The following is a 23452-nucleotide window of genomic DNA, read 5'->3' as shown; positions in this document are numbered from 1 at the left end:
GGAACCCATTAGCGTGGCTCCACGTGGCAAATGTCCTGCTTGTCGAGGATGACACGACCATCCGTACCGCCCTGACGCGTGGGTTGCGCGAGCGGGGGCACGCCGTGTCGTCCTCGCACACCGCGCTCGACGGGTTGCGGCTGGCCCTCGCGGAGCGTCCCGATCTGGTCGTGCTCGACCTCGGCCTGCCCGACCTGGACGGCGCCGAGATGTTACGCATGCTCCGTGCAGTGAGCCGCGTCCCGGTGATCGTGGCCACTGCGCGGGACGACGAGGCGGAGGTGGTGCGCCTGCTGGACGCGGGGGCCGACGACTACGTGGTCAAGCCCTTCAGCGCGGCCCAGTTGGACGCCCGCGTCCGAGCCGTGTTGCGGCGGATGTCCGACGAGCGCGCCGACTCCTCGGTCGTCATCGGCGACCTGCGGCTGGATCTGCGCAGCCGCGAAGCGGCCCTCGGCGGGACGGCCCTCGACCTCACGCCGCGCGAGTTCGACCTGCTGTACTACCTGGCCTCCCGGCCGGGGGAGGTCGTCACGAAACGCGAGCTGCTCACCGAGGTGTGGCTGGTGCCGTACGGAGGGGCCGACAAGACCGTCGACGTCCACCTGTCCTGGCTGAGGCGGAAACTGGGGGAGAGCGCCCAGAATCCCCGCTACATCCAGACCGTCCGCGGCGTCGGAGTCAAACTGGTCGAGCCGTCATGAGGCGCTGGCTGGCCCTGCTGGTGGCCGCCACGACCTCGCTCGTGCTCATCGCCCTGCTCGTCCCGCTGGGACTGCTCGTCCGCCAGCTCGTCGAGAGCGGAGCCGTCAGCCAGGCGACCGCTGAGGCGCAGTCCGTCGCCGCGGTCGTGGGAACGGCGGACGCCGGCGGTCTCGCGCTGACGGCCGAGCGCACGGCGGCCTCGAGCGGCCATGCGATCACGGTCTTCCTGCCCGGCGGCGACGTCGTCGGCTCGCCCGTGAGGCGGTCTCCGGCGGTGGAGCTCGCCGCACGCGGACGGAGTCTTGTGGCCGAGACCCCCACCGGGGCGGAGGTCCTGGTCGCCGTTCAGGGCGTTCCCGGCGGCACGGCCGTCGTCCGGACGGGGCTCACCCGGCAGGACCTCACCCGTGGGGTCCGGGAGGTCTGGCTCGGCATGCTCGTCCTCGGGCTCGCCCTGATCGGGGTGGGGATCTTCGTGGCGGATCGCCTCGCGCTCGCGCTGACCCGGCCAATGACCGGCCTCGCCCGGGTGTCCCACCGGCTCGCGGGAGGCGACCTGGCCGCGCGAACCGCCGTGAGCGGGCCTCCCGAGGTGCGCGACGTGGGACTGGCGCTCAACCATCTCGCCGGGCGCATCAGCGACCTGCTGGCCGAGGAGCGTGAGACCGCCGCCGACGTCTCCCACCGGCTCAGGACCCCGCTCACCGGGTTGCGGCTGGAGGTCGAGTCGCTGTCCGACCCGGAGTCGGCCGCGCGGCTGCAGGCCCGGGTCGACGAGCTGGAGCGGGCCGTGACCTCGGTCATCACCGATGTACGGCGCAGGTCACGGGAGAGCGCCAGTTGCGACGCGGCTGAGGTGGTGCGCGAACGGGTGACGTTCTGGGCCGTCCTGGCCGAGGACCAGGACCGGCCGATGGAGCTCGAGCTGCCGCCTGGAGCGCTGACGGTGGCCGTCGGCGCCGCCGACCTGTCCGCCTGCGTGGACGCACTGCTCGGCAACGTCTTCGCGCACACGCCGGAGGGGACCCCCTTCGGCGTACGGCTGACGCCCTCGCCCGGCGGCGCGCGGCTGGTGGTGGCCGACTCGGGTCCCGGCCTCCGGCCTGCGTCCGGCTCCGGAGACCTCCTCGAGAGGGGCAGGAGCGGCGCGGGCTCGACCGGGCTCGGCCTGGACATCGCCCGGCGGACCGCGGAGACGTCAGGCGGGTCGCTCCTGCTCGACACGACTCCCGGAGGCGGCGCCATGGTGATCCTCGAATTAGGAACCCCTTAACGATGCGCGAGCGCGGGCTTAGCGTGCTCGCGCCGATTCTGGCGACATGACGAACACACCACGCATCAGCAAGGCGGCGAAGCTGGCTCTCGCGGCGACCGGATCGGTCGCCCTCCTCGGCCTGGTGGCCACGAGCACCTTCGCGGCGGCCGGTCCCTCCGCTCCCGCCACGCCCTCGGCGGCCACCCCCTCACCGGTCGACGGCACCGGCTCGAGCCCCTCGCCCACGGACGCCGCCGTCGCGCCCACGACCGCATCTCCGACCACCGCGCCCACGAGGCCGGCGGACGCGGTCACGTCCCGGCAGGCGATCGAGATCGCCGCGAAGCGCGTTCCCGGGGCGCGCGTCACTGAGGTGGAACGCGAACTGGAGCACGGCCGGTGGGTGTGGGAGGTGAAACTGGTCAAGGGCGGCATCGAGTACCAGATCCAGGTCTCCGCGGAGTCCGGGACCGTCGTCCGGTTCCGTCACGACGACAACGGCGGCCGCGATGACCGCATCCGCGACGACAACGGCGCCGACGACCACGGCGGCGACCGGCTCGGGGCACGCGGGGGCGTCGACGACCAGGGCCGCGACGACCACGGTGGTGACCGGCACGGCGGCCGCGGGGGCGCGGATGACCGCGGCGGTGACGACCACGGGAAGGACAGGCACGGCGACTAGCCGTCCGGACTGAACACCTGGGGAGTGTCGGGCAGATGCCGCCCCCGCGTGCGGCGGGGGCGGGATCTGCCCGACGCGACCCGGCCGTGGCGCACACCCCGCGGCACGCCTCGCGCCGCGGGGGGACGGGTTCACCCCCTTCGGACGCCCGTCCGCGCGCCGAGCAGGAAGGCGGCCAGAATCGCGACGCCGAAAACGGACTGCGCCACGAGGAGCGCACCGGTGACAGGCGGCCGCACCATCAGGGCGACGAGCAGAGGCGCGCAGCCGAGCACGGTGAGGTCCACACCCGTCATCGCCCAGACGATCCAGCCTGTGGGGACGGGGCCGGCCGGGGTGTCGATCACCGGCAGGGAATGGTCGATCGGCCGCCGCCGCGCCATCCGCAGTGCCCCCGCGGCCAGAGCGGGAGCGGCCAGTGGGCCGAGCAACCACCACGAGCCCGTAAGCGCGCCGGTGACGACCAGTCCCACGAGGGCGAGCGAGAGCCAGGCGGCGCTCATCAGCGCAGGCAGCAGGGCCCGTGCGGCGAGTACGGCACGGGCGTTCACGCCGAGCAGCCGCGCGAGGCCGGGATTCTCGGCGTCGCGGCGGGCGCCGGCGGTGCAGACGACGGCCGCGGCCAGGGCACCCGTGGCCAGCACGGCCACCGCGACGGGAGACGTCCCGCCCAGGGCCTGCGCGGCCAGGGCGGGCAGTGCGGCGGTCCCGAGCAGGGCCGCCGACCTCCTGGGCCGGCGGACCAGCCGTCGCCAGTCATGCCAGGCCGTCGCCAGAGGTGCGGACACGGCCCGAAGCGGTCGTGGCGCGCCCCGGGACAGCAGCGCGGGCCATGGCCGGGAACGGAGGGTCCTGGCCCGCCAGTGGTTCTCCTCCGCCGCCCAGGTCAGGGCGCCCGGATCCATGACGACGGCCGCGGCGGCGATGTGGCCCGCGCGGGTGGACGTGGCCAGGAGCGAGCTCGCACGGATGCGGCCGAGGGCTCGCCAGGCCTGCCGTACCAGCACGAGGGCCGTGGCAGCCGACGACGACACGACAGCGGCGCCCAGCGATCGCGGTGCGTCGGCGACGGCGGCGAGTGCGTGCCGTCCGGGGCCGCTCCCTGCCACCGCGGCCAGCACGGCCGCGACGACGAGGCAGCCGACCGCTCCGCGCAGCCACGAATCCCATGCGGGCGACGACTGGGCGATTACGGCCGCGCCCATTCCGCCCACGGCCGCGGAGAGTCCGACGACCACCGCTGTGACCACGACCAGTGTGCCGTGGCCCGCGGATCCGGCGAGCACGGCGAACAGCGCAAGGCTCAGCGCGGCCCCGGCCGCCAAGGAGACAGCGAGCAGGATCGCCGACGTCCGTCGCAGCACACTCCGGCGCGGGAGAGGGGAGAGCAGCAGCCAGGCCGCGTCGGCCGCGGGCAGCACCACCGGGCCGAACATGCGGGCGAGAGAGAGGAAACCCGCGTATCCCAGCGTGACCACGGCGATCCCCGCACCCAGCCTGGACGGATCCACCTGGCTCGCGCCGGCCGTCACAGCGGCCAACGCGCTGGTCAGGGGGTCGGCCAGGACGAGCGCCACCACCGTCAGCGTGAACACGGAGACATACCGGTCCGACCAGCTCACGGGGGCACGGCCACGCGCCCGGATGAAGGCGCGGACGACCCGCACGTCGTTCACGCCGCGGCCTCCAGCGTGACCTGGCGGGCGACGGCCGCCCGGGCGAACGCGAGGTCGTGGGTCGCCATCACCACGGTGCCGCCCGCGGCCGCGTATTCGGTGAGGATCGCCGCCAGCCGAGTTCTGAACGCCGAGTCGAGCCCGCGCTCGGGCTCGTCGAGCAGGAGGAGCCGGCTCGGCCGGAGCAGCGCCATCGCCAGCGACAACCGTTGCCGTTGCCCGGTCGAGAGGTTCGCCGGCACCATGTCGCGCCGTTCTTCCAGGTCGAACAGGTCCAGGGCCGCCTCGACCTCGAAGCGGGACGATCCGTGGACGGCGTGCATGAGTTCGAGATGTTCCAGGACGGTCAGACCGGGATACCAGGCCGGTTCGTCGCCGACGAGCACGACGTCACGCCAGAAGCCGGAATCGTCGGACGGCGGCCGATCGAGGACCCCGACCACCCCGGACGTCTGCGGCTGAAGGCCCGCGATGCAGCGCAGCAACGTCGACTTGCCCACGCCGTTGAGGCCGAGCACGGCCACGACGTCGCCGCGGGCGACCGTGAGGCCGAAATCACGAAGGACGGTCCTGCCGCCCAGTACAACGTTCACGTCCCGGACGACGACGATCGAGTCAGTCACCGCTCGAGCCTATGGACCGCGGGCGGTGGGTGCGCATGCCGGTCCACCGTCCCGCCGGGCGGACCTGACCCTGGCGGAGTGCGCATGCCCGTTCGCAGTCCCGCCGACCGTGGGAGTGTGCCCTTCCTCGCTGTGGGGAGCCGGTGCGGGTAGTGATTGGGGGATCGGCCGGGCAAGGCCGTGAGCTCGGAGGAGGACGTCATGAGGAACCGTCGACGGATCTATTTCATCCTGATGGGGACCTGCTTGGCGCTCTTCGTCCTCTCCGGGACGGTGATCGCGCGTTTCTCGGTCCCGGCGGCCATCGCGGTCTCGATCGTGGCGCTGGCGATCCCGCCCTTCGCGGTGATCATCGCCAACCGCGGCGGCGGGGACGACGGAGACGGCGACCGCGGCTAGCCCCATTGCGCACGCTGTCGCACGAACCCTGGTCATACCGCGACGGCGATCACCACAGCACACTCATGATCTTTCAACATGTGGGAAGGGGCCTCTAGCGGGTCAGGTGCCGCCCACCCGCCACTGAGAGGGTTTCCCCGTTGACGTGGGCGTTCGCGCCTGATCCGAGGTAGGCGACCACGGAGGCGACGTCCTGCGGCGTGCAGATGCGGCCCGTCGGCGTCTTGGCGGCCTCGGCGTCGACGGCCTGTTGCCCCAGCCAGGGGGCGTTCAACGCCTTCTCGGTCAGGGTGAAGCCCGGTTTGACGACGTTGGTGAGGATGCCGTGCCGGGCCTCCCGGACGGCGAGTACCCTGGCGGCCGTCTCCAGGGCTCCCTTGGCGGCGGGGTACGCCACGGCCGCGGGCATCGGCTGGTCGACCACGTCGGAGGAGATCAGCACCACCCGCCCCCAACCGGCGCCGCGCATGCCGGGCAGGACCGTGTCGATCAGCGCCAGCGTCCCCGTCACGTTCGCGGTGAAGCAGTCGGTCAGGGTGTCCCACGTCTCCGGGGTCATCGTCGGCCAGGAGACCGCGTTGGCGACCAGGATCGCGATGTCACCGAGTTCTTGCTCGACCTGGTGCGCCGCCGCCTGTGCCGCCCCTCGGTCGCTCTGGTCGATCCGTACCGCCATCCCCTTGCCGCCCGCCTGGACGATCGAGTCGGCGAGGCTGCGCGCCCGGTCCTCGTTGCCATGCCATCCGGCGGCGACCAGGGCGCCCTCCGCGGCGAACGCCCGGGCGATCGCCGAGCCGATGGCGCCGGACGCCCCTGTGACCAGCACGATGCGGCCGGCAAGTCCGAGATCCATTACTCCTCCAATGGTTAGCCGACTATCTTTTAGCCGACTAAATATCTATAGGATGAGGCACGTGGATGCAAGTGAGGCGATGCGCGTCAACCGGGCACTGAACAAGATGAGCAAGCTCTACCGCGCGGCGAAGGCGCGCAAGCTGGCGACGCTCGGCCTGCACCCCGGGCAGGACGTCCTGCTGTGGATCCTGGCCCAGGAGCCGGAGGGGATGACGGTCTCGGAATTGGCGGCACGGCTCGGCATCGAGCCGCCCACTGCGACCCGGAGCCTGGCCCGGCTGGAAGGCGGCGGGTGGTTCCGCCGCGAGCCGGTCGCCACGGATCGCCGCCAGGTGCGCATCGTGGTCACGGAGGCGGGGCATGAACTGCTGCCCGCCATCGAGGGTGCTTGGGCCGAACTTGCGGAGCAGGCGATGGGCGACGCGACCGACGAGCAGCGTGAGCTGACGATCATCGCGCTCGAACGGGCCAACGACCGGCTACGCGGGCTCGTCGACGAAGCCGTCCTCGCCGAAGAGTGACGCCAACCGGTGACCGAGGCCGCCGGTCAGGCCGAATCTCCTGGTCGGCGGCTTGCGAAGGTGCTGAGCCATTCGCGGGCCTGAGTGAGGTGGTCCTCGCCGAGACCGTGACGCGCGTCGACGTGGACCAGAAGGAAGTCGTCCACGCCCTCGTGCGCCCGGAGATAGTCGTGGTCGGCGGTGGTCAGCCCGTCGTCGAACCACACGAACGGCCGGCCGTCCACGTAGTCGGCGACCGCGCCGGTCTTGAAGTGCTCGCCGGCCTTCGAGACCGGATCCCCGGTAACCCGGATGACCGGAAGCCGCGGCAGCCCGACGCGCGGGGCGATCTCCACGTTGGCGTGCTCCTCCCAGGTCGTGGCCCAGACGAGCTCGGCGCCCGTGTCGCGGGCGAGCGAGAGCAACTGGGGACCGTGCCGCCGGTCGAGGAGCAGCTTGTACAGACCGCCGTCCACCACGCAGATGTGCCGGCGATACCGGAGCGACGATCGGCGGGACGGGTTGAGCACGCCGTCCACGTCCAGGAGCAGAAGGGGTTTCGACCGCATGACCCCATGATCGCTCATGGGCGTCCATGCGTGGCCGTCCGGCGATTCGGGCCGGGCATCAGATCGTGAGACGGCGCTCCCGCTGGGTCCGCCACTCGACCAGCAGCACCGTGGCGTCGTCCTGGAGCACTCCGTGCTGATGGGCCAGGATCGTCTGGACCAGCCGGCGCAGGGTCTCCGGGCCGGGCATGCCGTCGGCCTCGCGGCGGATGACGAAGTCGACGAAGCGCTCCAGGCCGAACAGCTCCTGGTCGGGACTGCGCGCCTCGATGATCCCGTCGGTGTAGATCAGCAGCCGGTCGCCGGGCTCGAGCTGGTAGTGGGCGGGGCCGGTGTTGACGCCGAGCCGCAGGCCCATGGGCGGCGAAGGCATGGTCTCGAGCGTCGCGACCCGGCGCCCTCCGCGGATCACCAGGGGCGGATGGTGGCCCCGGTTGACCCAGGTCAACGAGCCCGACTTGATGTCGAGCGTGGCCAGGACGCCCGTGGCGAAGCGCTGGGTGCCGAACTGCTCGGCGATGGCCTCGTCGATGGTCTCGCTGACGGCGAGCAGATCGGTGCCCTTGCGGCGGGTGTTGCGATACGAGCCGATCGCGACGGAGGCGGTCAGCCCCGCGGACGCGTCGTGTCCCATGGCGTCGAAGACCGACAGATGCAGCCTGTCCCCGTCGGTGGCGTAGTCGTAGGCGTCGCCGCCCACCTCGTAGGCGGGCTCCAGCACCGCGCTGACCACGATGTCGTCGTTGGCGAAGGTCCCCGACGGCATCAGGTTCCAGAGCACCTCGGCGGAGAGCGTCATCCTGTGGGCGCGCACGATCCGCGCGTACGCGTCGCTGGATCCGCGTTTGCTCACGACCAGCAGGGCGACGAGCGACGCCAGCGCGCAGGCGTTCCGTTCGGCGGACTCGTCGTCCACCGGCACGGTCACCCCGAGCACGCCGACCCTCTCGGTGCCGTCGAGGAGGGGCACCCACATCTTCGTCCGGGTCTCCGCCGGTTCCGGGGCGCGGGGCCGGACGACCTCCACGTTGCGGAAGGCCCGCCCGGCCACGGTGGCGTCGATGTTCATCGGCTCAAGCGGCCGGCCCGCCTCGTCGAGCTGGCCCGGCAGAGGGGCGAGGAAACGGCTCTGGAGATCCGACACGTAGATCATCGTCTGGGTGATGCCGGCCGTCGCGGCGTGCTCGGCCACCAGGGCGGGAAGCTCCTCCAGCGAGGCCAGGTGGCTGGCAGTCAACAGGCCCGCCAGCATCTGTTCGGCGTCGCGCACAGCCACACCTCCCCCCGCCGTGCGTCCTCATCTGACGACGGTACGCCTGGGGACCCGCCGTCACGGTCAACGCTTCCCTGCGCAGGCCCCATGACCTCGTATCGTCAGGTGATCGTCCAGAGCCGGATGCTCCCGTCATGCTCGCCGGTCGCCAGGGTCTCGCCGTCAGGGCTGAGAGCCGCCGACATCGCCCCGGCCACAGTGGCGATCGGCCGCCGGGAGGCGACGTCCCACAGCCGGGCGGCCCCGGTGTCCACGACGGCCAGGGTCTTCCCGTCGGAGCTGTAGGTCAGCTGATCGGCCCACTCGCCCGACTTGAGGGTGGCGGCGACCTTCCGGGAGGTGAGGTCCCACAACACGACGACGCCCTTCTGGCACACGGCCAGGGACTTCCCGTCCGGGCTGAAGGCGAGCGTGGACATGTCTCGGCCGGCATGAGCGGGCAGGGTGGCGGTGAGGCGCCGGGTCGTGACGTCCCACAGCCGTACGGCGCCGTCGCCGCCTCCCGAGGCGAGCGTCTTCCCGTCGGGGCTCAGCGCGACGCGGGAGACCGTGCCCTTGGGCTCGGGGAAGGTGGCGATGGTCGTTCCCGAGGCCGCGTCCCACAGGCGCGTGCTCCTGCCACCGGTGGCGACGAGCCTTCCGTCCGGGCTCAGGACGGCGGAGGACAGGAAGTTCCCGGGAACGCGAATGGTCCTGACCGTCCTGGCGGAGGCGACGTCCCACAGCCGGACCGTGTTGTAGTGGTCGGTGAGGACCAGCGTGGTCCCCTCGGCGCTGTAGGCCACCGGGCACCCGGCAGAGGCGCCGCCGGCCTGGCGGAAACTCTTGACGATCCGCCGGGTCGCCGCGTTCCACACTCGGCCGACCTCGACGCTGCAACTGGCCAGGAACTTGCTGTCGGGACTGAAGACCAGCGGCCCCACGGCCCACCAGTGGCCGGAGAGCCTGGCCTTCAGGCGCAGGCCGTCGGTCACCGGGGCGGACAACGCCTCCGGCGTGGGCGCGGTTCGCGATGGTGATGCGACGCTCCGCGGTTGGGAGGAGGGGGCTGTCTGGGCGCGGACAGGATGCCGTCGGGTCTCGTCGACCACCAGGATCAACATCACGACGCCCGTCGTGATCGTGATCGCAAGCAGGCTCAGCACCGTGGTGAGGCGCCTGAGCCGCGCGCGCCCGGCGTCGTTGCCGGCCACGTCGTCGTCGTCACCGAGCATCCGGTCTACGTTCAGCATGGGACGACATTAGACAGCCCCAGGCGGAGATCGTCACGGAACGCCATGCATGACGGACTTAGTCAATTTCTACGGGGTTCGCCCCGATAAGTTCCGAAGGACCACAGATTGCCTTCCGGATCGACGACGGTGAAATCGCGAGAGCCGTAATCGGTGTCGTGCAGTTCCTGGGCCACCTTGGCTCCGGCCGCGGTCGCCCGCGCGTACAGCCCGTCCGGGTCGTCGGTCACGACGTACGCGCCGAACGCGCCCGGCTGCAGAGGCCACGGGTCGTCGGGGACGTCGCGGACGCTGCCGAGCATGATGCCGCCGCCGAGCGGCCAGGAGAGCTGGGCGTGGTCGACGCGGTCGCCTTCGCCGTAGACGACGGTCTCCTCGAAGCCGAATGCGTCGACGAGGAACCTGATCAGGGCACGGGCGTCGCGGGCGCGCAGTGCGGGATAGACCTGGGGCGGTGGGGCTGCGTCAGTCATGTCGCCGAGTCTGACATCAGGGTGTCCGCTCCGGCTTGGACGTATCGGAACTCCTCGCCGAGCCAGCGGGAGGGCGAGCAGCCGGCGAACTCGCCGAACTCGCGCGCCAGATGGGCCTGGTCGTAGTAGCCGCACTCCGCCGCCACGTCGGACAGGAGGAGACCGCGGTCCTCAGCGGCCTGCCGCATGAGGAACCTGCGGGTCCGGTCGAACCGCACGACCCGGGCCGCGGCCTTCGGGCTCAGCCCGACCTCGACGCCGAACCGTCGGCTCAGGTACCGGCCGCTCCACCCCACCTCGCGGGCCAGTTCCGCGGCGGGTACGGCTCCCGCCGACGTCAGCAGTCGCCGCCAGGCGTGCACGACCTCGCCCTGGAGCCGTGCTCCGGCGTCGAGGTGCGCCGACAACATCTCGTCCAGAACGCCGAACCTCGCCGTCCAGCCGTGGGCGTCCAGCACCCGCTCCCGCAACTGGTTCGCGAACGGTCCCACGACGTCGGCGGCGTCGAGGACGGAGCCGGTGAGCTCGCCGGCCGGCAGGCCGAGCAGCGCCCTGGCGCCGAGCGGGGAAAGGCTCAGCTGGATGCCCGACTGCCGGCCGTCGTGCGTGATGAGGACGGGAGTCGTGTGGAGACCGCCGACGAGCGTGCCGTACTCGGCCGGCGGAATGCGCAGGTCGGGGTGGGCGGCCACGACGAGCGGCTCGTCCAACGTGACGATCACGGTCAGATACGGGGACGGCAGGCCGCGGTGCCGCCTCGGGCCCACGTCGGCGTCGCGATATCCGCAGTACCAGGTGACGAACGGCCGCAACGGCGGCGCGGGACGCCTGCTGACGATCTCGGATGTCGGCCGTCCCGCCATGATCGTCACCGCCTGACTCGCGGACTGTGTCGCTCCGATCCTCGCCGCCCGCGGAGCGCGGTGGAAGGCCCCGCGTGTCTTGACCTCCACACCCCGCTGGGGCAGCATCGGACGTGCAAACGATTGCGGCGTTCTGGGTCGGGGGCGGAACGGCGACCGAGATGGGAGCGCACTGTGACGAACACGAACCGCATCAGCTACGTACCGATGGAGCAGATGGACGAGGCGATGCGGGAGGAGATGCACAGATGTGCCCGTGAAGGCACCCCCCGGCCCGAGAGCTCCGCCGTCCGCGCGCACGCGCCGAACGCCTTCTGGGCGTTCGCCGACTCCTGGAAGGCGCTGTTCCACAGCGGCGTCTGCGATCACGCGATCAAGGAACTCTGCCGGGTCTACATCTCCCGCACGGTGAAGTGCGAGTTCTGCGGCAACCAGCGTTCGATCAAGGCCACCGCCGCGGGCCTGGTCGAGCAGCAGTACGACGACCTGCTGAACTTCGAGACGTCCCCGAAGTACGACGAGAGGCAGCGCGCGGCGCTCTCCTACGCCGAGGCAATCGCCTGGGGCCTGGAGGCCGACAACGCGTTCTGGGAGCGGCTGCACCGGCACTTCTCCGAGGCCGAGCTCGTCGAGCTCGGCTGCTGCATCGCGCTGACGTACGGCCAGCAGAGCTGGATCCGCCTGCTGGGCATCGACCACCACGAGTATCTGGCGGGAACGTCCGCGTCCATGGCCCCGGGCTTCGAGACGGCCGAGGCCTCGGCGGCGTCGAGGGCGTCGGGCGACTACTGGGCGGCGCAGTCGGGCGAGCGGGCATGACCTGCTCAGCCCGACGACCGGGCTGACGTTTGCAGCGGGGTGGCAAGCCCGAAGGCTGCAGCGGGGTGGTCGAGCCTGGCGGGCGGCCCGCTGTCGGGCGAGCGGGCCTGACTTGCTCAGCCGGGCGAGCGGGCCTGGCGGGCGGCCCGCTGTCGGGCTGGTCGCGGCACGGCCTCATCATGGCTTCATCGCCGACCGAGGAGTGATGATCATGATGAGGCCGTTCGAAGGCAGGACCGCGCTGGTCACAGGCGCCAGTGGCGGGATCGGCCGGGCCGTCGCGGTGGAACTGGCCCGGGCCGGCGCGCGGACCGTCCTCATGGCGCGCTCCCAGAACGAGCTCGCCGAGTCCGCACGCCTGGTCCGGGCCGTGGGGGGCGAGGCGCTCGTCGTCCAGGGAGACCTCACCCGTCCCGACCGGATCTCCGACCTGCTCGGCGGTGTGGGAGATGATCTCGGGGACGTCGACATCCTCGTCAACAACGCAGGCGTCGTCTGGCCGCTCGGCCCCAGCGCCACCTTGGACGCCGGCGAATGGGCCACCGCGATCGACGTCAACCTGGTGTCCGTCGCCACCCTCACCTTCGAGTTGCTGCCGGGCATGCTCGACCGGAAGTGGGGACGTGTCGTCAACGTCTCGAGCGGGGTCGCGGAGCGCCCCACGTCCATGATCGGGGCCAACGCCTACGCCACGGCCAAGGCGGCGCTGGAGGCCCACACCGTCAACCTCGCCGCCGAGGTGGCCGGCAGCGGCGTCACCGTGAACGCGTACCGGCCCGGCCGGGTGGACACCGCCATGCAGGCATGGATCCGCGAGAGCGATCCCGACCAGATCGGCACGGCCCTGCACGAGCAGTTCGCCGGCTATCACCGGGAGGGGCTGATCAGCCCGGAAGAGTCCGCGCGATCACTGGTCTCCCGGCTGCCCTGCGACGCCACCGGGCAGATCTGGAAGGTGTCCGATCCTGTCTGACGGGTCCGGAAGTGGATCTGCAAACGATTGGCGTCGAAAATATCCGGAACGGCGTATAAAGATCCACAAGAGGGGGTGAATGAATTACGATCTCCTCTGACCGGGGATCAGCGTGAGGAGCGGCGTGAACGACTTCAGAGCACCGTCCGGAGTTGATACGTCCACACCGAGCGTCGCGCGGATGTACGACTACTACCTTGGTGGCAAGGACAACTTCGCGGCCGACCGTGAGGCCGCCGAGAAGATCATCGCGATCCTGCCCAACCTGCGGGACATCGCCAGGGAGAACCGCGAGTTCCTGGTGCGCGCCGTGAGCTACCTCAGCGGGCAGGGGATCAGGCAGTTCCTCGACATCGGAGCCGGGCTGCCGACGCAGCGCAACGTCCACCAGGTCGCCCAGGAACTGGCGCCGGAGTCGCGGGTGGTCTACGTCGACAACGACCCCATCGTGCTCACCCACGCGCGGGCGCTGCTCTCCGAGAACTCCCGCGTGATCACCGTGGACGCCGACATGCGAAAGCCGCAGGCGCTGCTCGACCATCCGGCCGTACGCGGTCATCTCGATTTCTCGCAACCCGTGGCGATCCTGCTGCTGGGCGTCCTGCACTTCGTCCCGGACGACGACGAGGCGGCGGACATCGCGGCGACGTTCCGTTCGGCTCTGACGCCCGGCGGCTACCTCGTCGTCTCGCACGGGTCCATCGCGCCGCTGAGCGAGGACCAGGAGCGCGAGGGGCAGCAGGTGTTCAGCCGCACGTCCGCGCCGGGCGCCGCGTCCAGGACGCCGGAGCAGGTCTCGGCGTTCTTCGAGGGTCTCGACCTGGTCGAGCCGGGGGTCGTCGCCCTCCAGAAGTGGCGTCCGCTGGACGTGCCGATCGTCAAGCAAGGCGAAGCCGGAGCAGTAGGCGGCGTCGCCCGCCACACCCCCGCGTGATCATGCACGGGTTCGGCGATGCGCCGCCCCGCCTGCCCACCCTCTCCCCGTGATCATGCACACTTTGGGAACGGCTGCCCTGACCAGCCCGACCACTGTGCATGATCACGCGCAGGGGGGATGTTGCCGAGCCTGCGCATGATCACCATATGTGGGGTTATTCCTCGCCGGAGAAGCGTTCCCAGGCGGACTGGCGGGTCATGCCAAGGGTCTCCCCGATTCTGGTCCAGGTCACCTTCCGCTCCCGCAGGCGGGTGACCCACGCCTGCAGACTGTCCTCCACCTGCCGTCCCGCCGCGGCGAATTTGGGCAGTATTTCCAGGATCTGCTCGTCGGTCATCGTGTCCCACGCGGGAATCTGCGGGGTGGGGGAGGTCTCCTCGGCTTCGAGGATGACGAGGCAGAGCCGCACGCATTCGTTGCAGATGTAGACGCCTGGCCCGGCGATCACCTTCTGGACCTCGGTCTGCGGCTTCCCGCAGAACGAGCACTGCACGATCGTCTTGGCTTTGGCGGACGCGGCCATGGGGGGATCCTCTCAGCGCACATGTCAGGGAACGCCTGACGTCTGCCGCACAGCCTAGAGTGTCAGGGAGTGCCTGACAAGCCGCGCGGAATCCCCGACCTGTCCGGGTCCGCGGACACCCGCGGATCCGGACGACCAGGTCGCCGGCCCCGCGACGCCGTCAGATGACCGGCCCAGGCGTGTCCCGCGGGGGCACGGGGCCGCTGCCCGGGGGAGGGTTTGTGCCGCGTGCCGGCGGGACGGGCCCGGGACCCGGCGGAGGCAGCGGCGTCTCACGCGGGTACTCGGGATTGACGGGCTGCGGGGGCATCGGCTCGCCGACGTCGTATCCGGAGCCGGTCCCGGACTCGTGACGCGGGGCGGGAACCTCGCCCCGCCAGGCTCCGGTCTCGGTGCCGCGCGACTCGATGAAGCTCTTGAACCGCTCCAGGTCTCCTCTGACGCGCAGGCGTACGAGTCGCAGAGCGTCGGCGGCCTTCTCCGCGAAGCCCTCGGGGTCGTACTCCATCTGGAGCGTCACCCTGGTGTTGTCCCCGCTGAGGCGGCGGAACGTGACCGCGCCTGTCTGCCGCGGCCGGTCGAGGGACCGCCAGGCCACCTTCTCGTCGGGGTGTTGCTCGGTGATCTCGGCCGCGAACTCCCTGCGGATACCGGCGATCTCGACGATCCAGTCGGTACGGGTGTCGCCGAGTTGCGTGACCGACTCCACGCCCTCCATGAACTGCGGGAAGGACTCGAACTGGGTCCACTGGTTGTACGCCGTACGGATCGGGACATTCACGTCGACGGAATGGTCGATCGAACTCATGCCTCCTCCTTCTCCTGTGGCCACGGCCCCACGAGTGGTTACGGCACGTGCGGTCATGGCCACGTATGGGCTGCCACGAATGCCCTGCCCGCGCCTCGGGGGCTAAACCCCGAGGTGAGCGGCAACGGCGGACCGTGGAAAAGGAGGAGGGTCGCGGGGCGCAGGCGTCCCACACGGCCGAAGCCAGTGGGAGGGATGCCCCCCACCGGCTCGGAACCGCGTGCGGCTACTTCCTCGCGGTCTTCTGCACGTCCATCACGAGGATGACGCGGTCCTTGCTGTCCGGGGGCGGCGGAGTGTCCGCGTCTCCGTAACGCTGCCCGAGGCGGACGTAGAACGCCCCCTCGGGATCCGGCACGACGTCGACGAGGCCGCCCCGGACCTCCAGGAAGCGCAGCGGGTCGTCCGGGTCGATGACCAGCAGGCTCATCGACGGGTTGTGCTGCAGATTGCGGTACTTGGCGCGGTAGGTGGTGTGGGTGAACCGGATCTGCTCACCGTCGAATTCGAACCACATCGGGTTCACCTGCACGGTGTCGTCGGGCCGGATGGTGCCGAGATTGCCGAAAATCGGCCGCTCGAGCAGGTCAACCAGGTCATCGGGAATCACGCTCATGGCGAGGTAACGACGGCCGGCGATCATCGATTCCCGGCGGCCGGCCCGAGGGCCCGCCGGCCCTGGGGCGTTGGCCCGGACAGGTGCGGGCGTCGGGCACCATGGAGGAGTGACTCGGGCGATAGATGAGCCTCATGGCGTTATGTCCGATGCGTCGGCGGATCACGCGGACACGGTCGACGGTCCCGCGTTCAGAACGCTGGTCCGTCTCGTGGCGGACGGCGGGGTGGTGATCCTCAGCGGAGCCGGCCTGTCGACGGAGTCGGGCATCCCCGACTACCGCGGAGAGACCGGCAGGAAGCGACAGGCCGATCCGATGACGTACCAGACGTTCATCGGCAGCGCCGAGGCCCGCCGCCGCTACTGGGCGCGCAGCCATCTGGGCTGGAGGCACATCGCCCGCGCCGAGCCCAACACCGGTCATCACGCGGTCGCGGAGTTGCAGGCGCGCGGCCTGGTCTCCGGGATCATCACGCAGAACGTCGACGGCCTCCACCAGGCCGCGGGCGCCCGGCAGGTGATCGAACTGCACGGCGCCATCGACCGGGTGATGTGCCTGTCCTGCGGCCGGCGCACCTCCCGCGGGCTGCTCGACGAGCGCCTGCGCGAGGCGAACCCCGGCTGGCACGCCCAGGCGAGCGTGATCAATCCCGACGGCGACGCGGTGATCGCCGACGACCAGATCGACGGGTTCGACATCGTCGACTGCCACAGCTGCGGGGGCCTGCTCAAGCCCGACGTCGTGTTCTTCGGGGAGAACGTGCCGCGCCCTCGCGTCGACGAGTGCTATGCGCTGACCGGGGAGGCCAGGACGTTGCTGGTCCTCGGGTCGTCGCTGACCGTGATGTCCGGCTTCCGGTTCGTCCGTCATGCGGGCGAACGCGCGATCCCCGTCGCGATCATCAACAAGGGCGCGACCCGGGGAGACGACCACGCCCTCGTGGCTCTGGACGCTCCGCTCGGCTCGGCCCTCACCGCTCTCCTGGCGGAACTCGGCCCGGCCGACTGACTGACCCAGTGCCCACTGTGGGGGGCCCTGCGGACCGCCGGCGGCGAGGGGGCATCCTTGGTTGGGGCCACGCGGTCTCATCAAGTCGAACGCGTGACGTGGTCACGAACTCTAGGGGGAATGTCATGCCCAAGGTCACCGTCGGTCAGGAGAACGGCGCCGACATCGAGATCTACTACGAGGACAACGGCACCGGGCAACCGGTGGTGCTGATCCACGGCTACCCGCTCAACGGGCACTCCTGGGAGAAGCAGCAGCGGGTCCTGCTCGCCGCCGGATATCGAGTGATCACCTACGACCGCCGCGGCTTCGGGCAGTCCAGCCATGCGACCGTCGGGTACGACTACGACACCTTCGCCGCCGACCTGAACACGTTGCTCGACGCACTCGGTCTCGACAGCGTGGTGCTGGTGGGCTTCTCGATGGGGACGGGTGAGGTCACCCGCTACATCGGCACGTACGGCACGGCGCGCGTGAAGAAGGCCGCGTTGCTGGGTGCGATCCCGCCGTTCCTGCTGAAAACGGACGACAACCCCGAGGGCGTCGACGGGGCGGTCTTCGAGGGCATCCAGAAGGCGATCGTCGCGGACCGGTTCGCCTACCTCAAGGACTTCCTGGATAACTTCTACAACGTCGACGTGCTGGCCGGCACCCGCATCAGCGACCAGGCGTGGCAGGGCAGCTTCAACGTCGCCGCGGGCGCGTCGGCCCACGCCACGTACGCGTGCGTCGGCGCATGGCTGACCGACTTCCGCGATGACCTGCCGAAGTTCGACGTGCCCACGCTGGTCGTGCACGGCGACGCCGACCGCATCCTGCCCTTCGAGGCGACCGCCGCCCGGCTCCCGGGGCTGATCAAGGATCTGCGGTTCGTGAAGGTGGAGGGCGGCCCGCACAACATCGCCTGGACGCATCCGGAGGAGGTCAACGAGGCGCTGCTCGCCTTCCTCGCCGAGTAGCGGTCGGGTAGTCAGAGCAGGGTCATCTGGCCGGAACCGGCCAGCGGATCACGATGTTTCCTGAGGTGCCGCCACTGGGGCAGGTCGTCGAGGTACGACCAGGAGAGCCGATGATGCGGAGTCGGCCCGCCGGCCGCCAGGGCCTCCTGATGGACGGGTGAGGGATAGCCCGCGCTGTCGGCGAAGCCGTACTCGGGATGGTCGGCCGACAGCGCAGCCATCAGGCGGTCACGGTGCACCTTGGCCAGCACGGACGCGGCGGCGACGCTGACCGAGCGTTGATCGGCCTTGATCTCGCAGCGCACGCGCCACGGCCGGCCGAGGAAGTCGTGCTTGCCGTCGAGGATCACCATGTCAGGGCGCCGGGGCAGTGCCTCGAGCGCCCTGACGGTCGCCCGGCGCAGCGCCTCGGTCATGCCCACCTCGTCGATCTCCGCCGGGCTCGACTCTCCGATCGCGTGACCCGCGAGCCATCCCGGAAGGACTTCGGCGAAGCCCTCGCGGTGCGCGGAGGAGAGGAGTTTGGAGTCGTTGAGCCGTACGGTCCTGGCCCCTCTGCCGGGCAGCTCCGGAGCCGGGCTCAGGTCGGTGACGGCGGCGCACACCACCAGCGGCCCGGCCCAGGCGCCGCGGCCGACCTCGTCCACGCCGGCGATGCGGGTCGCTCCGCCGGCCACCAGCTGGTGTTCGATCTCGTAACCGGCCGCCTCGCGTGGCCCGGCCGGCACCTTCTCGGGGAGACCGGGCAGCGTGTCGCTCATGACGCCGGCCCGCGGAGGGACGCTCTGCCGATGGGTCCGGTCAGGTGGCCGTCCGGGTTTCGCTCGGGGGTTCGCGGCATCGGCCCATCATGGCAGCACGGGAGATCGATTGCGTTCTGTTCCTCCCTTGCCGGAGAATCCCCCTGGATCGCCACAATGGCGGACAACACGTACGCCAGGGGTGAGAGTGGACCTGCTTCAGGAACCGCGGGTCATGCGCAAGCTGGACTGGGTCATCGGCCTGTGCCTGCACGGAATCCTGCTGGCCGTGTTGCTCTGGGGCGTGCTGGTCACCCTGGCCGGCGCGGTGCCCAGGGAACGTTCCGCCGAGGAGTTCTGGGCGAGATTGAAAGCCGGGGATGTCACCTACGTCGCCGAGAAACGGGACTACTCGACGCCGGAGACGCGAGTGGACCTGCGCTGGTCGACCGGCCCGCTGACCTGGTATCACAGCACGGATCTGTATTCGCGAGGGCAGAAGGACCTTCGCGAGAGCGGGTGGACGGAGGTCGTGCATCGCAGCCCGTACGAAGGCACCGGACGGTGGCTCCTGTCCGTCTGGCCGTTACGGGTTCCGGATCCGGGCACGGGTCCGGTGGTGCAGATCGCGTGGTGCTTCGCGCTGCTCATCATGCTCGTCACGAAGCGGACCCGCCTGGCCAACCGGTGGGCCTGGCTCTGGTTGTTCACGATCGGGCAAATCGGCGCGCTGCTCTACTTGCTCCTCGAGCCCCGGCCGCTGTGGTGGGGGCCCGAGGAGCGCGAGCCGATGGATCCGCCGATCGGCGGCTTCGTGGGCTTCTTCCTCGCGGTCGTCATCAGCATGGTCATCGGGCTTATTTGAGGGCGGTCCGGTAGGCCTCCAGCCGATCGACGAGTTCGCCGGGACGTGCGAGCGCGGGCAGGTGACCGCCGCCCATCTCGTCCGGGGTGAAGCCGAGCCGTTCCCTGACGACGCGCCGCTGGAAGGCCGCCGGGAAGAAACGGTCGTCCCGGCAGAGGAGGAACCGCGTCGGGACATCGGGCCAGGCGGACAGCGGCCACGGCTTGCCGAACGGCGTGGCCGACTGCTCCCGCACGTGGTGCGCCGACTCCGCGGCCACCTCGGGGGACACGTCGTGCAGGAAGACCGTGAGCGGATCGAACGGCGCGTCCGGGTCACGGCCCTCGAGTTCCTCGTTCTCCCGGCGCGCCTGGTCGTGACCCGTCGCCTCCCACCACTCGCCCGGGCTCTCACCAGGCAGAGGGACCATAGCGGCCACCAGGACCAGCAGGTCGACCGGGAGCCGGTCGCAGACCAGCGGCGCGGTGAATCCCCCCATCGACTGGGCCACCAGCACCAGGCCGGTGCGCTCCCCGACGGCGTCCACCACGGCGTCGGCGTAATCGGCCAGTCCCGCGCGGTCGTCGTCGCACGGCAGGTCGACCGCCACGACGTCGTGGCCGCGTTCGCGGAGCAGGGGGACGACCCGGTGCCAGTACCACGGGGTGGACGCCGCGCCGGGGATGAGGACGTAAGTCGACATGTGCTGGATGGCCCCTCTTATGTCGTACGACGTCGGGAAGCGAGTCGCGAAGTCCGGGAACTCCGGCTCAACCGGTGACTCCCAACGTAGAGGTGATCGCTCCTCGACGACCACCGCGCCGGCCGTTCACCCCGGACGGAGACGGCGCCGGCCGTACGGCCCCGGTCACAGGGCCGCCCGGTCCGGCGCCGTCCACGCGGGGTGCCCCTACCGGAGGGCGGACCCTTCCACGACGGCCTCCTGGGATCCCTGCCGGGCGGTGCGCCGGGCGAGCGCTCCTCCCGCCCGGCCGGGGATGGCCAGGACGACGAGAGCGGCGAGCAGGGCGACTCCCGCGCCGATCATGAAGTCGGCGCGGAACCCGGCTTCGGAGGGCACGGTGACCGGACCCAGCCGCACGGTCATGTGGGCCAGGACGACGCCCATGACGGCGCTGGCGGTCGAGGTGCCGATCGCACGCATCAGGCTGTTCAGGCCGTTGGCTGCGGCGCTCTCCGAGGCGGGGGCGGCGCTCATGATCAGGGCGGGCATGGCCGCGTAGGCGAAGCCGACACCGGCGCTGATCACCGCGGCGAAGGCCAGCACACCCGCCGCGCTGCCCATGAGCGCGAGCGCCACGCCGTACCCTCCGGCGATCACGAGCGCGCCGACGAGCAGGGAGATCTTGGGGCCGCGCGCGGCGGAGAGCTTGGCGGCGAAGGGCGAGACGGCCATCATGACCAGCCCGGAAGGGGCCATCCAGAGACCGGCCTCGAGCATGCTCTGGCCCAGGCCGTATCCGGTGACCTCGGGAAGCTGCAGCAACTGCGGGGCGATCAGCGACATCGCGTACATCGCGAAGCCGATCACGACGGACGCCAGGTTGGTCATGAGGATCGGGCGGCGTGAGCTGGTGCGCAGGTCGATCAACGGCGCCGTGTGACGCAGCTCCCACACGCCCCACACCAGGAGGATCACGATCGAGGCGGCGAAGAGCCCGAGCGTGGTGGCGCTGCCCCAGCCCCAGTCGCTGCCCTTGGAGATCGGCAGCAGGAGGCAGATCAGCCCGGCCGACAGGCCGAGCGCGCCGGCGAAGTCGAAGCGCCCGCCCGCCCGTACGGAGGACTCGGGGATGAACACGAGGATGAGCACGCCGGCGATGAGGCCGAGTGCGCCCGACCCCCAGAAGAGCACGTGCCAGTCAGCGTTCTGCGCGACGGCGGCCGACGCCGGCAGGCCGAGTGCGCCGCCGACCCCGAGCGAGGAACTCATGATCGCCATGGCCGAGCCCAGCCGCTCCTGCGGCAGGACGTCACGCATGATGCTGATGCCGAGAGGGATCACGCCCATCCCGAAGCCCTGCAGCGTCCGGCCGACGACCATCGGGGCGAGCGTGTTCGCGGGGGCGCACACCAGCGAGCCGACCACCAGCAGGAGGGTGCTGATCAGCAGCAGGCGGCGCTTGCCGTACAGGTCGCCGAGCCGGCCGACGACCGGCGTGGCGACGGCTCCTCCCAGCAGGGTGGCGGTGATCGCCCACGTGGCGTTGGCCGCCGAGGTGTGCAGCAGCTGTGGTAGCTCTGGAATGAGGGGGACGACCAGGGTCTGCATGACCGACACCGTGATTCCGGCGGCGGCCAGCACGCTCACGATCGCGCCGGTGCGCGATACGGGGGCGGTGGTGCTCATGACGTCTCCACTCGACGTTGGAAAAGCCCGGTTCGGATTCCCGGACCAGGCGATATGCATCCTACATATGCTATGCAGCATGCATAATCGGGGGGTCGGGGACCGCCGAGGCACGAGGGAGGTACGGGCATGCAGAGGGAGATCGCGGAGATCGAGCGCGAGTTGAGGCTGATCGGCCGTCATGTCGCCATGGGAGCGTTCGGGACGAGGGGCCGCCTGGATCGCAGCGCGTACCTCCTGCTCAGCCGGATCGAGATCGAGGGGCCGATGTCGATCGGCCAGCTCGCGGAGGCGTTCGGGCTCGACACGTCCACGGTCAACCGCCAGACCGCGGCGCTGCTGCGCTCCGGCGTGGCCGAGCGGATCCCCGACCCGGACGGCGGGATGGCGCGCAAGGTGCGCATCACGCCCGAGGGACTGCGCCGCCTGCACGCCGATCGTGCCTGGGCGACCGACGGGCTGGGCGTCGTGCTCGCCGGCTGGACGCGGGAGGACCTCGCCGGCTTCGCTAGTGTTCTGGCCCGGTTCAACATGGCGGTCGAGGACCACGAGGGGCGCGGCTGGCCCCGCCCGGGCCCGTCAGGTACGGCGGGCCTTCCCGCGACCGTGGTCCCGCCCGGTCGCCGCTCCGAAGAGGACTTCGGCTGAGGGGACGAAGGGAGACGGGGCAGGCCCGTCACTCGTGACGGAGTCTCCTGCCCCGCGACGCGTGTTCCCCGCGAGGCTCGGCGACCGGAGCGGAACGGCGAGCGGGCCGCACCCGGCGATCGCCGGGGCCGAGGCGGGCCAGTCGTGCGAGAGCGCGTTCAGAAGGGCTGCCCGGCTCGGCCGTACTGACGAATATGCGCAGATCGGGGGCGCTGGCGATGGCGAACGTCTCGTGCCACAGGATCAGGTCGCCGGCCACGGGGTGGTGGATGCGTTTCGGCTCGTCGGCCTTGGCCCGGACGTCGTGGCGTGCCCACATCCGGCGGAAGTCCTCACTCGTCTGGGAGAGCTCCTCCACCAGTTCGAGCGTCGCGGGATCGTCGGGGTCCGCAGCGGCGCGCAGATCGGCCACCTTGGCCAGGGCCTCCCGCTCCCAGTCCACGTAGAACTCGCGCGACGCGGGGTTGAGGAAGGTGAAGCGCAGCAGGTTGTCGTAGAGGTCCTGTCCCGAGACGAGGCATCGGGACAGATGGTTCCTGGCCAGCACGTCCAGTCGTCGGTTCACCACGAACGCCGGCGCGTGGTCCCACCTGTCCAGAAGGCGCAACACGCCCTCGCTGACCTGTTCGGACGCGCCGGAGGTCCTGCGCCGGTGCGCACGGGGGCTGGCGAGCTCGAACATGTGCTCGGTGGCGTCGGGCGTGAGGTCGAAGACCCGTGCCAGGGCCTGGAGCACCTGAGCCGAGGGGTGGCGCTCCCTGCCCTGTTCCAGCCGGATGTAGTAGTCCGTGCTGACGCCGGCGAGCGTGGCCACCTCCTCGCGGCGCAACCCCGGGATGCGGCGGCGGCCACCGCGCGCGAGCCCCGCCTGGGCGACGCTCGTGACCTGACGCCGGGCTCGAAGAAAATCGCCAAGTGGCTTCTTGGCGCTCATAGTGACAACGGTATGACTCGAAAGGTGCTGGAACGTAGTCGGCCCCTTTGAAACGAGTCACACAGTGCTCAAGCGGAACTTCGCGCTCATCGGGACCGCGGGGCGGGTCGCGGCGCCCGGTCAGGGGTGCGGCCAGGATTGACGGGAGTGACGGGCCCGGGCA

Annotated in this window: 27 protein-coding genes; 12 read left to right on the top strand and 15 right to left on the bottom strand. The window is 70.8% G+C overall.

Features of this window, described 5'->3' with window-relative positions:
* Window positions 1-23 precede the first annotated feature (23 nt).
* Genes Pph01_RS06555 through Pph01_RS06545 form a run of 3 tightly spaced genes read left to right on the top strand, consistent with a single transcriptional unit; the run spans window position 24 to window position 2645 of the window.
* Window positions 24-704 (top strand): response regulator transcription factor, encoded by a 681-nt coding sequence (locus tag Pph01_RS06555; RefSeq protein WP_204072047.1) that lies wholly within the window; start codon window positions 24-26, stop codon window positions 702-704.
* Window positions 701-1978, top strand: a complete 1278-nt coding sequence (locus Pph01_RS06550) for a sensor histidine kinase (RefSeq protein ID WP_204072046.1) — start codon at window positions 701-703, stop codon at window positions 1976-1978. The genes Pph01_RS06555 and Pph01_RS06550 overlap by 4 nt, the downstream gene beginning before the upstream one ends.
* 46 nt (window positions 1979-2024) lie before the next feature.
* The gene (locus tag Pph01_RS06545) at window positions 2025-2645 is read left to right on the top strand and encodes a PepSY domain-containing protein (protein WP_204072045.1); all 621 of its coding nucleotides are present in this window, start codon (window positions 2025-2027) and stop codon (window positions 2643-2645) included.
* Between the two features lie 131 nt (window positions 2646-2776).
* Here Pph01_RS06545 and Pph01_RS06540 read toward each other — a convergent pair whose 3' ends face one another.
* Both Pph01_RS06540 and ccmA read right to left on the bottom strand, forming a co-directional pair.
* Window positions 2777-4321 carry a DUF6297 family protein gene (locus tag Pph01_RS06540; RefSeq protein ID WP_204072044.1) on the bottom strand — a complete coding sequence of 515 codons (1545 nt, stop codon included), beginning with the start codon at window positions 4319-4321 and terminating at the stop codon, window positions 2777-2779.
* Complete coding sequence (gene ccmA, locus Pph01_RS06535; protein WP_204072043.1) at window positions 4318-4944, bottom strand: heme ABC exporter ATP-binding protein CcmA; 627 nt, start codon at window positions 4942-4944, stop codon at window positions 4318-4320. The genes Pph01_RS06540 and ccmA overlap by 4 nt, the downstream gene beginning before the upstream one ends.
* Before the next feature lie 180 nt (window positions 4945-5124).
* Between ccmA and Pph01_RS06530 the strand changes: the two genes are divergently transcribed.
* Window positions 5125-5343 (top strand): DUF3099 domain-containing protein, encoded by a 219-nt coding sequence (locus Pph01_RS06530; protein WP_275412801.1) that lies wholly within the window; start codon window positions 5125-5127, stop codon window positions 5341-5343.
* A gap of 94 nt (window positions 5344-5437) precedes the next feature.
* On the opposite strand, the gene Pph01_RS06525 is transcribed toward Pph01_RS06530, so the two are convergent.
* Entirely contained in the window at window positions 5438-6196 is a 759-nt protein-coding gene (locus tag Pph01_RS06525; protein ID WP_204072041.1) for an SDR family NAD(P)-dependent oxidoreductase, read from the bottom strand.
* 61 nt (window positions 6197-6257) lie between these two features.
* Between Pph01_RS06525 and Pph01_RS06520 the strand changes: the two genes are divergently transcribed.
* Window positions 6258-6719, top strand: a complete 462-nt coding sequence (locus Pph01_RS06520; RefSeq protein WP_204072040.1) for a MarR family winged helix-turn-helix transcriptional regulator — start codon at window positions 6258-6260, stop codon at window positions 6717-6719.
* 26 nt (window positions 6720-6745) lie between these two features.
* On the opposite strand, the gene Pph01_RS06515 is transcribed toward Pph01_RS06520, so the two are convergent.
* From Pph01_RS06515 to Pph01_RS06495, 5 genes are all read right to left on the bottom strand, one after another.
* The gene (locus Pph01_RS06515; protein WP_204072039.1) at window positions 6746-7267 is read right to left on the bottom strand and encodes an HAD domain-containing protein; all 522 of its coding nucleotides are present in this window, start codon (window positions 7265-7267) and stop codon (window positions 6746-6748) included.
* A gap of 58 nt (window positions 7268-7325) precedes the next feature.
* Window positions 7326-8537: a PP2C family protein-serine/threonine phosphatase gene (locus Pph01_RS06510; RefSeq protein WP_308441877.1), complete on the bottom strand. Its 1212-nt coding sequence runs from the start codon at window positions 8535-8537 to the stop codon at window positions 7326-7328.
* Between the two features lie 104 nt (window positions 8538-8641).
* Complete coding sequence (locus Pph01_RS06505; protein WP_204072297.1) at window positions 8642-9772, bottom strand: WD40 repeat domain-containing protein; 1131 nt, start codon at window positions 9770-9772, stop codon at window positions 8642-8644.
* A gap of 62 nt (window positions 9773-9834) precedes the next feature.
* Entirely contained in the window at window positions 9835-10245 is a 411-nt protein-coding gene (locus Pph01_RS06500) for a VOC family protein (protein WP_204072037.1), read from the bottom strand.
* Window positions 10242-11108 (bottom strand): AraC family transcriptional regulator, encoded by an 867-nt coding sequence (locus Pph01_RS06495; RefSeq protein WP_204072036.1) that lies wholly within the window; start codon window positions 11106-11108, stop codon window positions 10242-10244. The genes Pph01_RS06500 and Pph01_RS06495 overlap by 4 nt, the downstream gene beginning before the upstream one ends.
* A gap of 174 nt (window positions 11109-11282) precedes the next feature.
* Here Pph01_RS06495 and Pph01_RS06490 point away from each other — a divergent pair, with 174 nt between their 5' ends.
* The 3 genes from Pph01_RS06490 (at window position 11283) to Pph01_RS06480 (ending at window position 13834) form a co-directional block, all read left to right on the top strand.
* Window positions 11283-11927, top strand: coding sequence for a carboxymuconolactone decarboxylase family protein (locus Pph01_RS06490; RefSeq protein WP_204072035.1), 645 nt, complete (start codon window positions 11283-11285; stop codon window positions 11925-11927).
* 211 nt (window positions 11928-12138) lie between these two features.
* A complete protein-coding gene (locus tag Pph01_RS06485; protein WP_204072034.1) occupies window positions 12139-12900 on the top strand; it encodes an SDR family NAD(P)-dependent oxidoreductase in 762 nt (253 codons plus the stop codon).
* Window positions 12901-13024: 124 nt separating this feature from the next.
* A complete protein-coding gene (locus Pph01_RS06480) occupies window positions 13025-13834 on the top strand; it encodes an SAM-dependent methyltransferase (protein WP_239116481.1) in 810 nt (269 codons plus the stop codon).
* A 157-nt stretch (window positions 13835-13991) separates the two neighbouring features.
* On the opposite strand, the gene Pph01_RS43255 is transcribed toward Pph01_RS06480, so the two are convergent.
* From Pph01_RS43255 to Pph01_RS06465, 3 genes are all read right to left on the bottom strand, one after another.
* A complete protein-coding gene (locus Pph01_RS43255) occupies window positions 13992-14360 on the bottom strand; it encodes a ClpX C4-type zinc finger protein (RefSeq protein WP_204072033.1) in 369 nt (122 codons plus the stop codon).
* A 160-nt stretch (window positions 14361-14520) separates the two neighbouring features.
* On the bottom strand, window positions 14521-15168 hold the full coding sequence (locus Pph01_RS06470) for an SRPBCC family protein (protein ID WP_204072032.1): 648 nt from the start codon (window positions 15166-15168) through the stop codon (window positions 14521-14523).
* Between the two features lie 226 nt (window positions 15169-15394).
* On the bottom strand, window positions 15395-15784 hold the full coding sequence (locus Pph01_RS06465; RefSeq protein ID WP_204072031.1) for a PPOX class F420-dependent oxidoreductase: 390 nt from the start codon (window positions 15782-15784) through the stop codon (window positions 15395-15397).
* 142 nt (window positions 15785-15926) lie between these two features.
* Between Pph01_RS06465 and Pph01_RS06460 the strand changes: the two genes are divergently transcribed.
* Together Pph01_RS06460 and Pph01_RS06455 are read left to right on the top strand one after the other, a co-directional pair.
* Window positions 15927-16793, top strand: a complete 867-nt coding sequence (locus Pph01_RS06460; RefSeq protein WP_204072030.1) for an NAD-dependent protein deacetylase — start codon at window positions 15927-15929, stop codon at window positions 16791-16793.
* 125 nt (window positions 16794-16918) lie between these two features.
* Complete coding sequence (locus Pph01_RS06455; protein WP_204072029.1) at window positions 16919-17752, top strand: alpha/beta fold hydrolase; 834 nt, start codon at window positions 16919-16921, stop codon at window positions 17750-17752.
* Window positions 17753-17763: 11 nt separating this feature from the next.
* On the opposite strand, the gene rnhB is transcribed toward Pph01_RS06455, so the two are convergent.
* Window positions 17764-18513 (bottom strand): ribonuclease HII, encoded by a 750-nt coding sequence (gene rnhB, locus Pph01_RS06450; protein ID WP_204072028.1) that lies wholly within the window; start codon window positions 18511-18513, stop codon window positions 17764-17766.
* A 187-nt stretch (window positions 18514-18700) separates the two neighbouring features.
* Here rnhB and Pph01_RS06445 point away from each other — a divergent pair, with 187 nt between their 5' ends.
* Window positions 18701-19357, top strand: a complete 657-nt coding sequence (locus tag Pph01_RS06445) for a hypothetical protein (RefSeq protein WP_204072027.1) — start codon at window positions 18701-18703, stop codon at window positions 19355-19357.
* Here Pph01_RS06445 and Pph01_RS06440 read toward each other — a convergent pair.
* Window positions 19350-20039, bottom strand: a complete 690-nt coding sequence (locus tag Pph01_RS06440; RefSeq protein WP_204072026.1) for an alpha/beta fold hydrolase — start codon at window positions 20037-20039, stop codon at window positions 19350-19352. The genes Pph01_RS06445 and Pph01_RS06440 overlap by 8 nt on opposite strands.
* Window positions 20040-20246: 207 nt before the next feature.
* The gene (locus Pph01_RS06435; RefSeq protein WP_204072025.1) at window positions 20247-21707 is read right to left on the bottom strand and encodes an MFS transporter; all 1461 of its coding nucleotides are present in this window, start codon (window positions 21705-21707) and stop codon (window positions 20247-20249) included.
* 129 nt (window positions 21708-21836) lie between these two features.
* Here Pph01_RS06435 and Pph01_RS06430 point away from each other — a divergent pair, with 129 nt between their 5' ends.
* Window positions 21837-22355, top strand: a complete 519-nt coding sequence (locus Pph01_RS06430) for a MarR family winged helix-turn-helix transcriptional regulator (protein ID WP_204072024.1) — start codon at window positions 21837-21839, stop codon at window positions 22353-22355.
* 28 nt (window positions 22356-22383) lie between these two features.
* Here Pph01_RS06430 and Pph01_RS06425 read toward each other — a convergent pair whose 3' ends face one another.
* Window positions 22384-23289, bottom strand: a complete 906-nt coding sequence (locus Pph01_RS06425; protein WP_204072023.1) for a helix-turn-helix domain-containing protein — start codon at window positions 23287-23289, stop codon at window positions 22384-22386.
* Window positions 23290-23452 lie beyond the last annotated feature (163 nt).

Source organism: Planotetraspora phitsanulokensis, from assembly GCF_016863295.1.
GTDB lineage: Bacteria > Actinomycetota > Actinomycetes > Streptosporangiales > Streptosporangiaceae > Planotetraspora > Planotetraspora phitsanulokensis.
This window is presented reverse-complemented; position numbering and strand designations above follow the sequence as displayed.

Excerpts from the sequence above, each read along its gene's own strand:
- Pph01_RS06435 (WP_204072025.1), bottom strand. The coding sequence starts at position 21,707 with ATGAGCACCACCGCCCCCGTATCGCGCACCGGCGCGATCGTGAGCGTG.
- Pph01_RS06455 (WP_204072029.1), top strand. The coding sequence starts at position 16,919 with ATGCCCAAGGTCACCGTCGGTCAGGAGAACGGCGCCGACATCGAGATC.
- Pph01_RS06500 (WP_204072037.1), bottom strand. The coding sequence starts at position 10,245 with ATGACTGACGCAGCCCCACCGCCCCAGGTCTATCCCGCACTGCGCGCC.
- Pph01_RS06440 (WP_204072026.1), bottom strand. The coding sequence starts at position 20,039 with ATGTCGACTTACGTCCTCATCCCCGGCGCGGCGTCCACCCCGTGGTAC.
- Pph01_RS06495 (WP_204072036.1), bottom strand. The coding sequence starts at position 11,108 with ATGGCGGGACGGCCGACATCCGAGATCGTCAGCAGGCGTCCCGCGCCG.
- Pph01_RS06545 (WP_204072045.1), top strand. The coding sequence starts at position 2,025 with ATGACGAACACACCACGCATCAGCAAGGCGGCGAAGCTGGCTCTCGCG.
- Pph01_RS06430 (WP_204072024.1), top strand. The coding sequence starts at position 21,837 with ATGCAGAGGGAGATCGCGGAGATCGAGCGCGAGTTGAGGCTGATCGGC.
- Pph01_RS06465 (WP_204072031.1), bottom strand. The coding sequence starts at position 15,784 with ATGAGCGTGATTCCCGATGACCTGGTTGACCTGCTCGAGCGGCCGATT.
- Pph01_RS06460 (WP_204072030.1), top strand. The coding sequence starts at position 15,927 with ATGTCCGATGCGTCGGCGGATCACGCGGACACGGTCGACGGTCCCGCG.
- Pph01_RS06485 (WP_204072034.1), top strand. The coding sequence starts at position 12,139 with ATGATGAGGCCGTTCGAAGGCAGGACCGCGCTGGTCACAGGCGCCAGT.
- Pph01_RS43255 (WP_204072033.1), bottom strand. The coding sequence starts at position 14,360 with ATGGCCGCGTCCGCCAAAGCCAAGACGATCGTGCAGTGCTCGTTCTGC.
- Pph01_RS06515 (WP_204072039.1), bottom strand. The coding sequence starts at position 7,267 with ATGCGGTCGAAACCCCTTCTGCTCCTGGACGTGGACGGCGTGCTCAAC.
- Pph01_RS06505 (WP_204072297.1), bottom strand. The coding sequence starts at position 9,772 with ATGCTGAACGTAGACCGGATGCTCGGTGACGACGACGACGTGGCCGGC.
- Pph01_RS06425 (WP_204072023.1), bottom strand. The coding sequence starts at position 23,289 with ATGAGCGCCAAGAAGCCACTTGGCGATTTTCTTCGAGCCCGGCGTCAG.
- rnhB (WP_204072028.1), bottom strand. The coding sequence starts at position 18,513 with ATGAGCGACACGCTGCCCGGTCTCCCCGAGAAGGTGCCGGCCGGGCCA.
- Pph01_RS06525 (WP_204072041.1), bottom strand. The coding sequence starts at position 6,196 with ATGGATCTCGGACTTGCCGGCCGCATCGTGCTGGTCACAGGGGCGTCC.
- Pph01_RS06470 (WP_204072032.1), bottom strand. The coding sequence starts at position 15,168 with ATGAGTTCGATCGACCATTCCGTCGACGTGAATGTCCCGATCCGTACG.
- Pph01_RS06550 (WP_204072046.1), top strand. The coding sequence starts at position 701 with ATGAGGCGCTGGCTGGCCCTGCTGGTGGCCGCCACGACCTCGCTCGTG.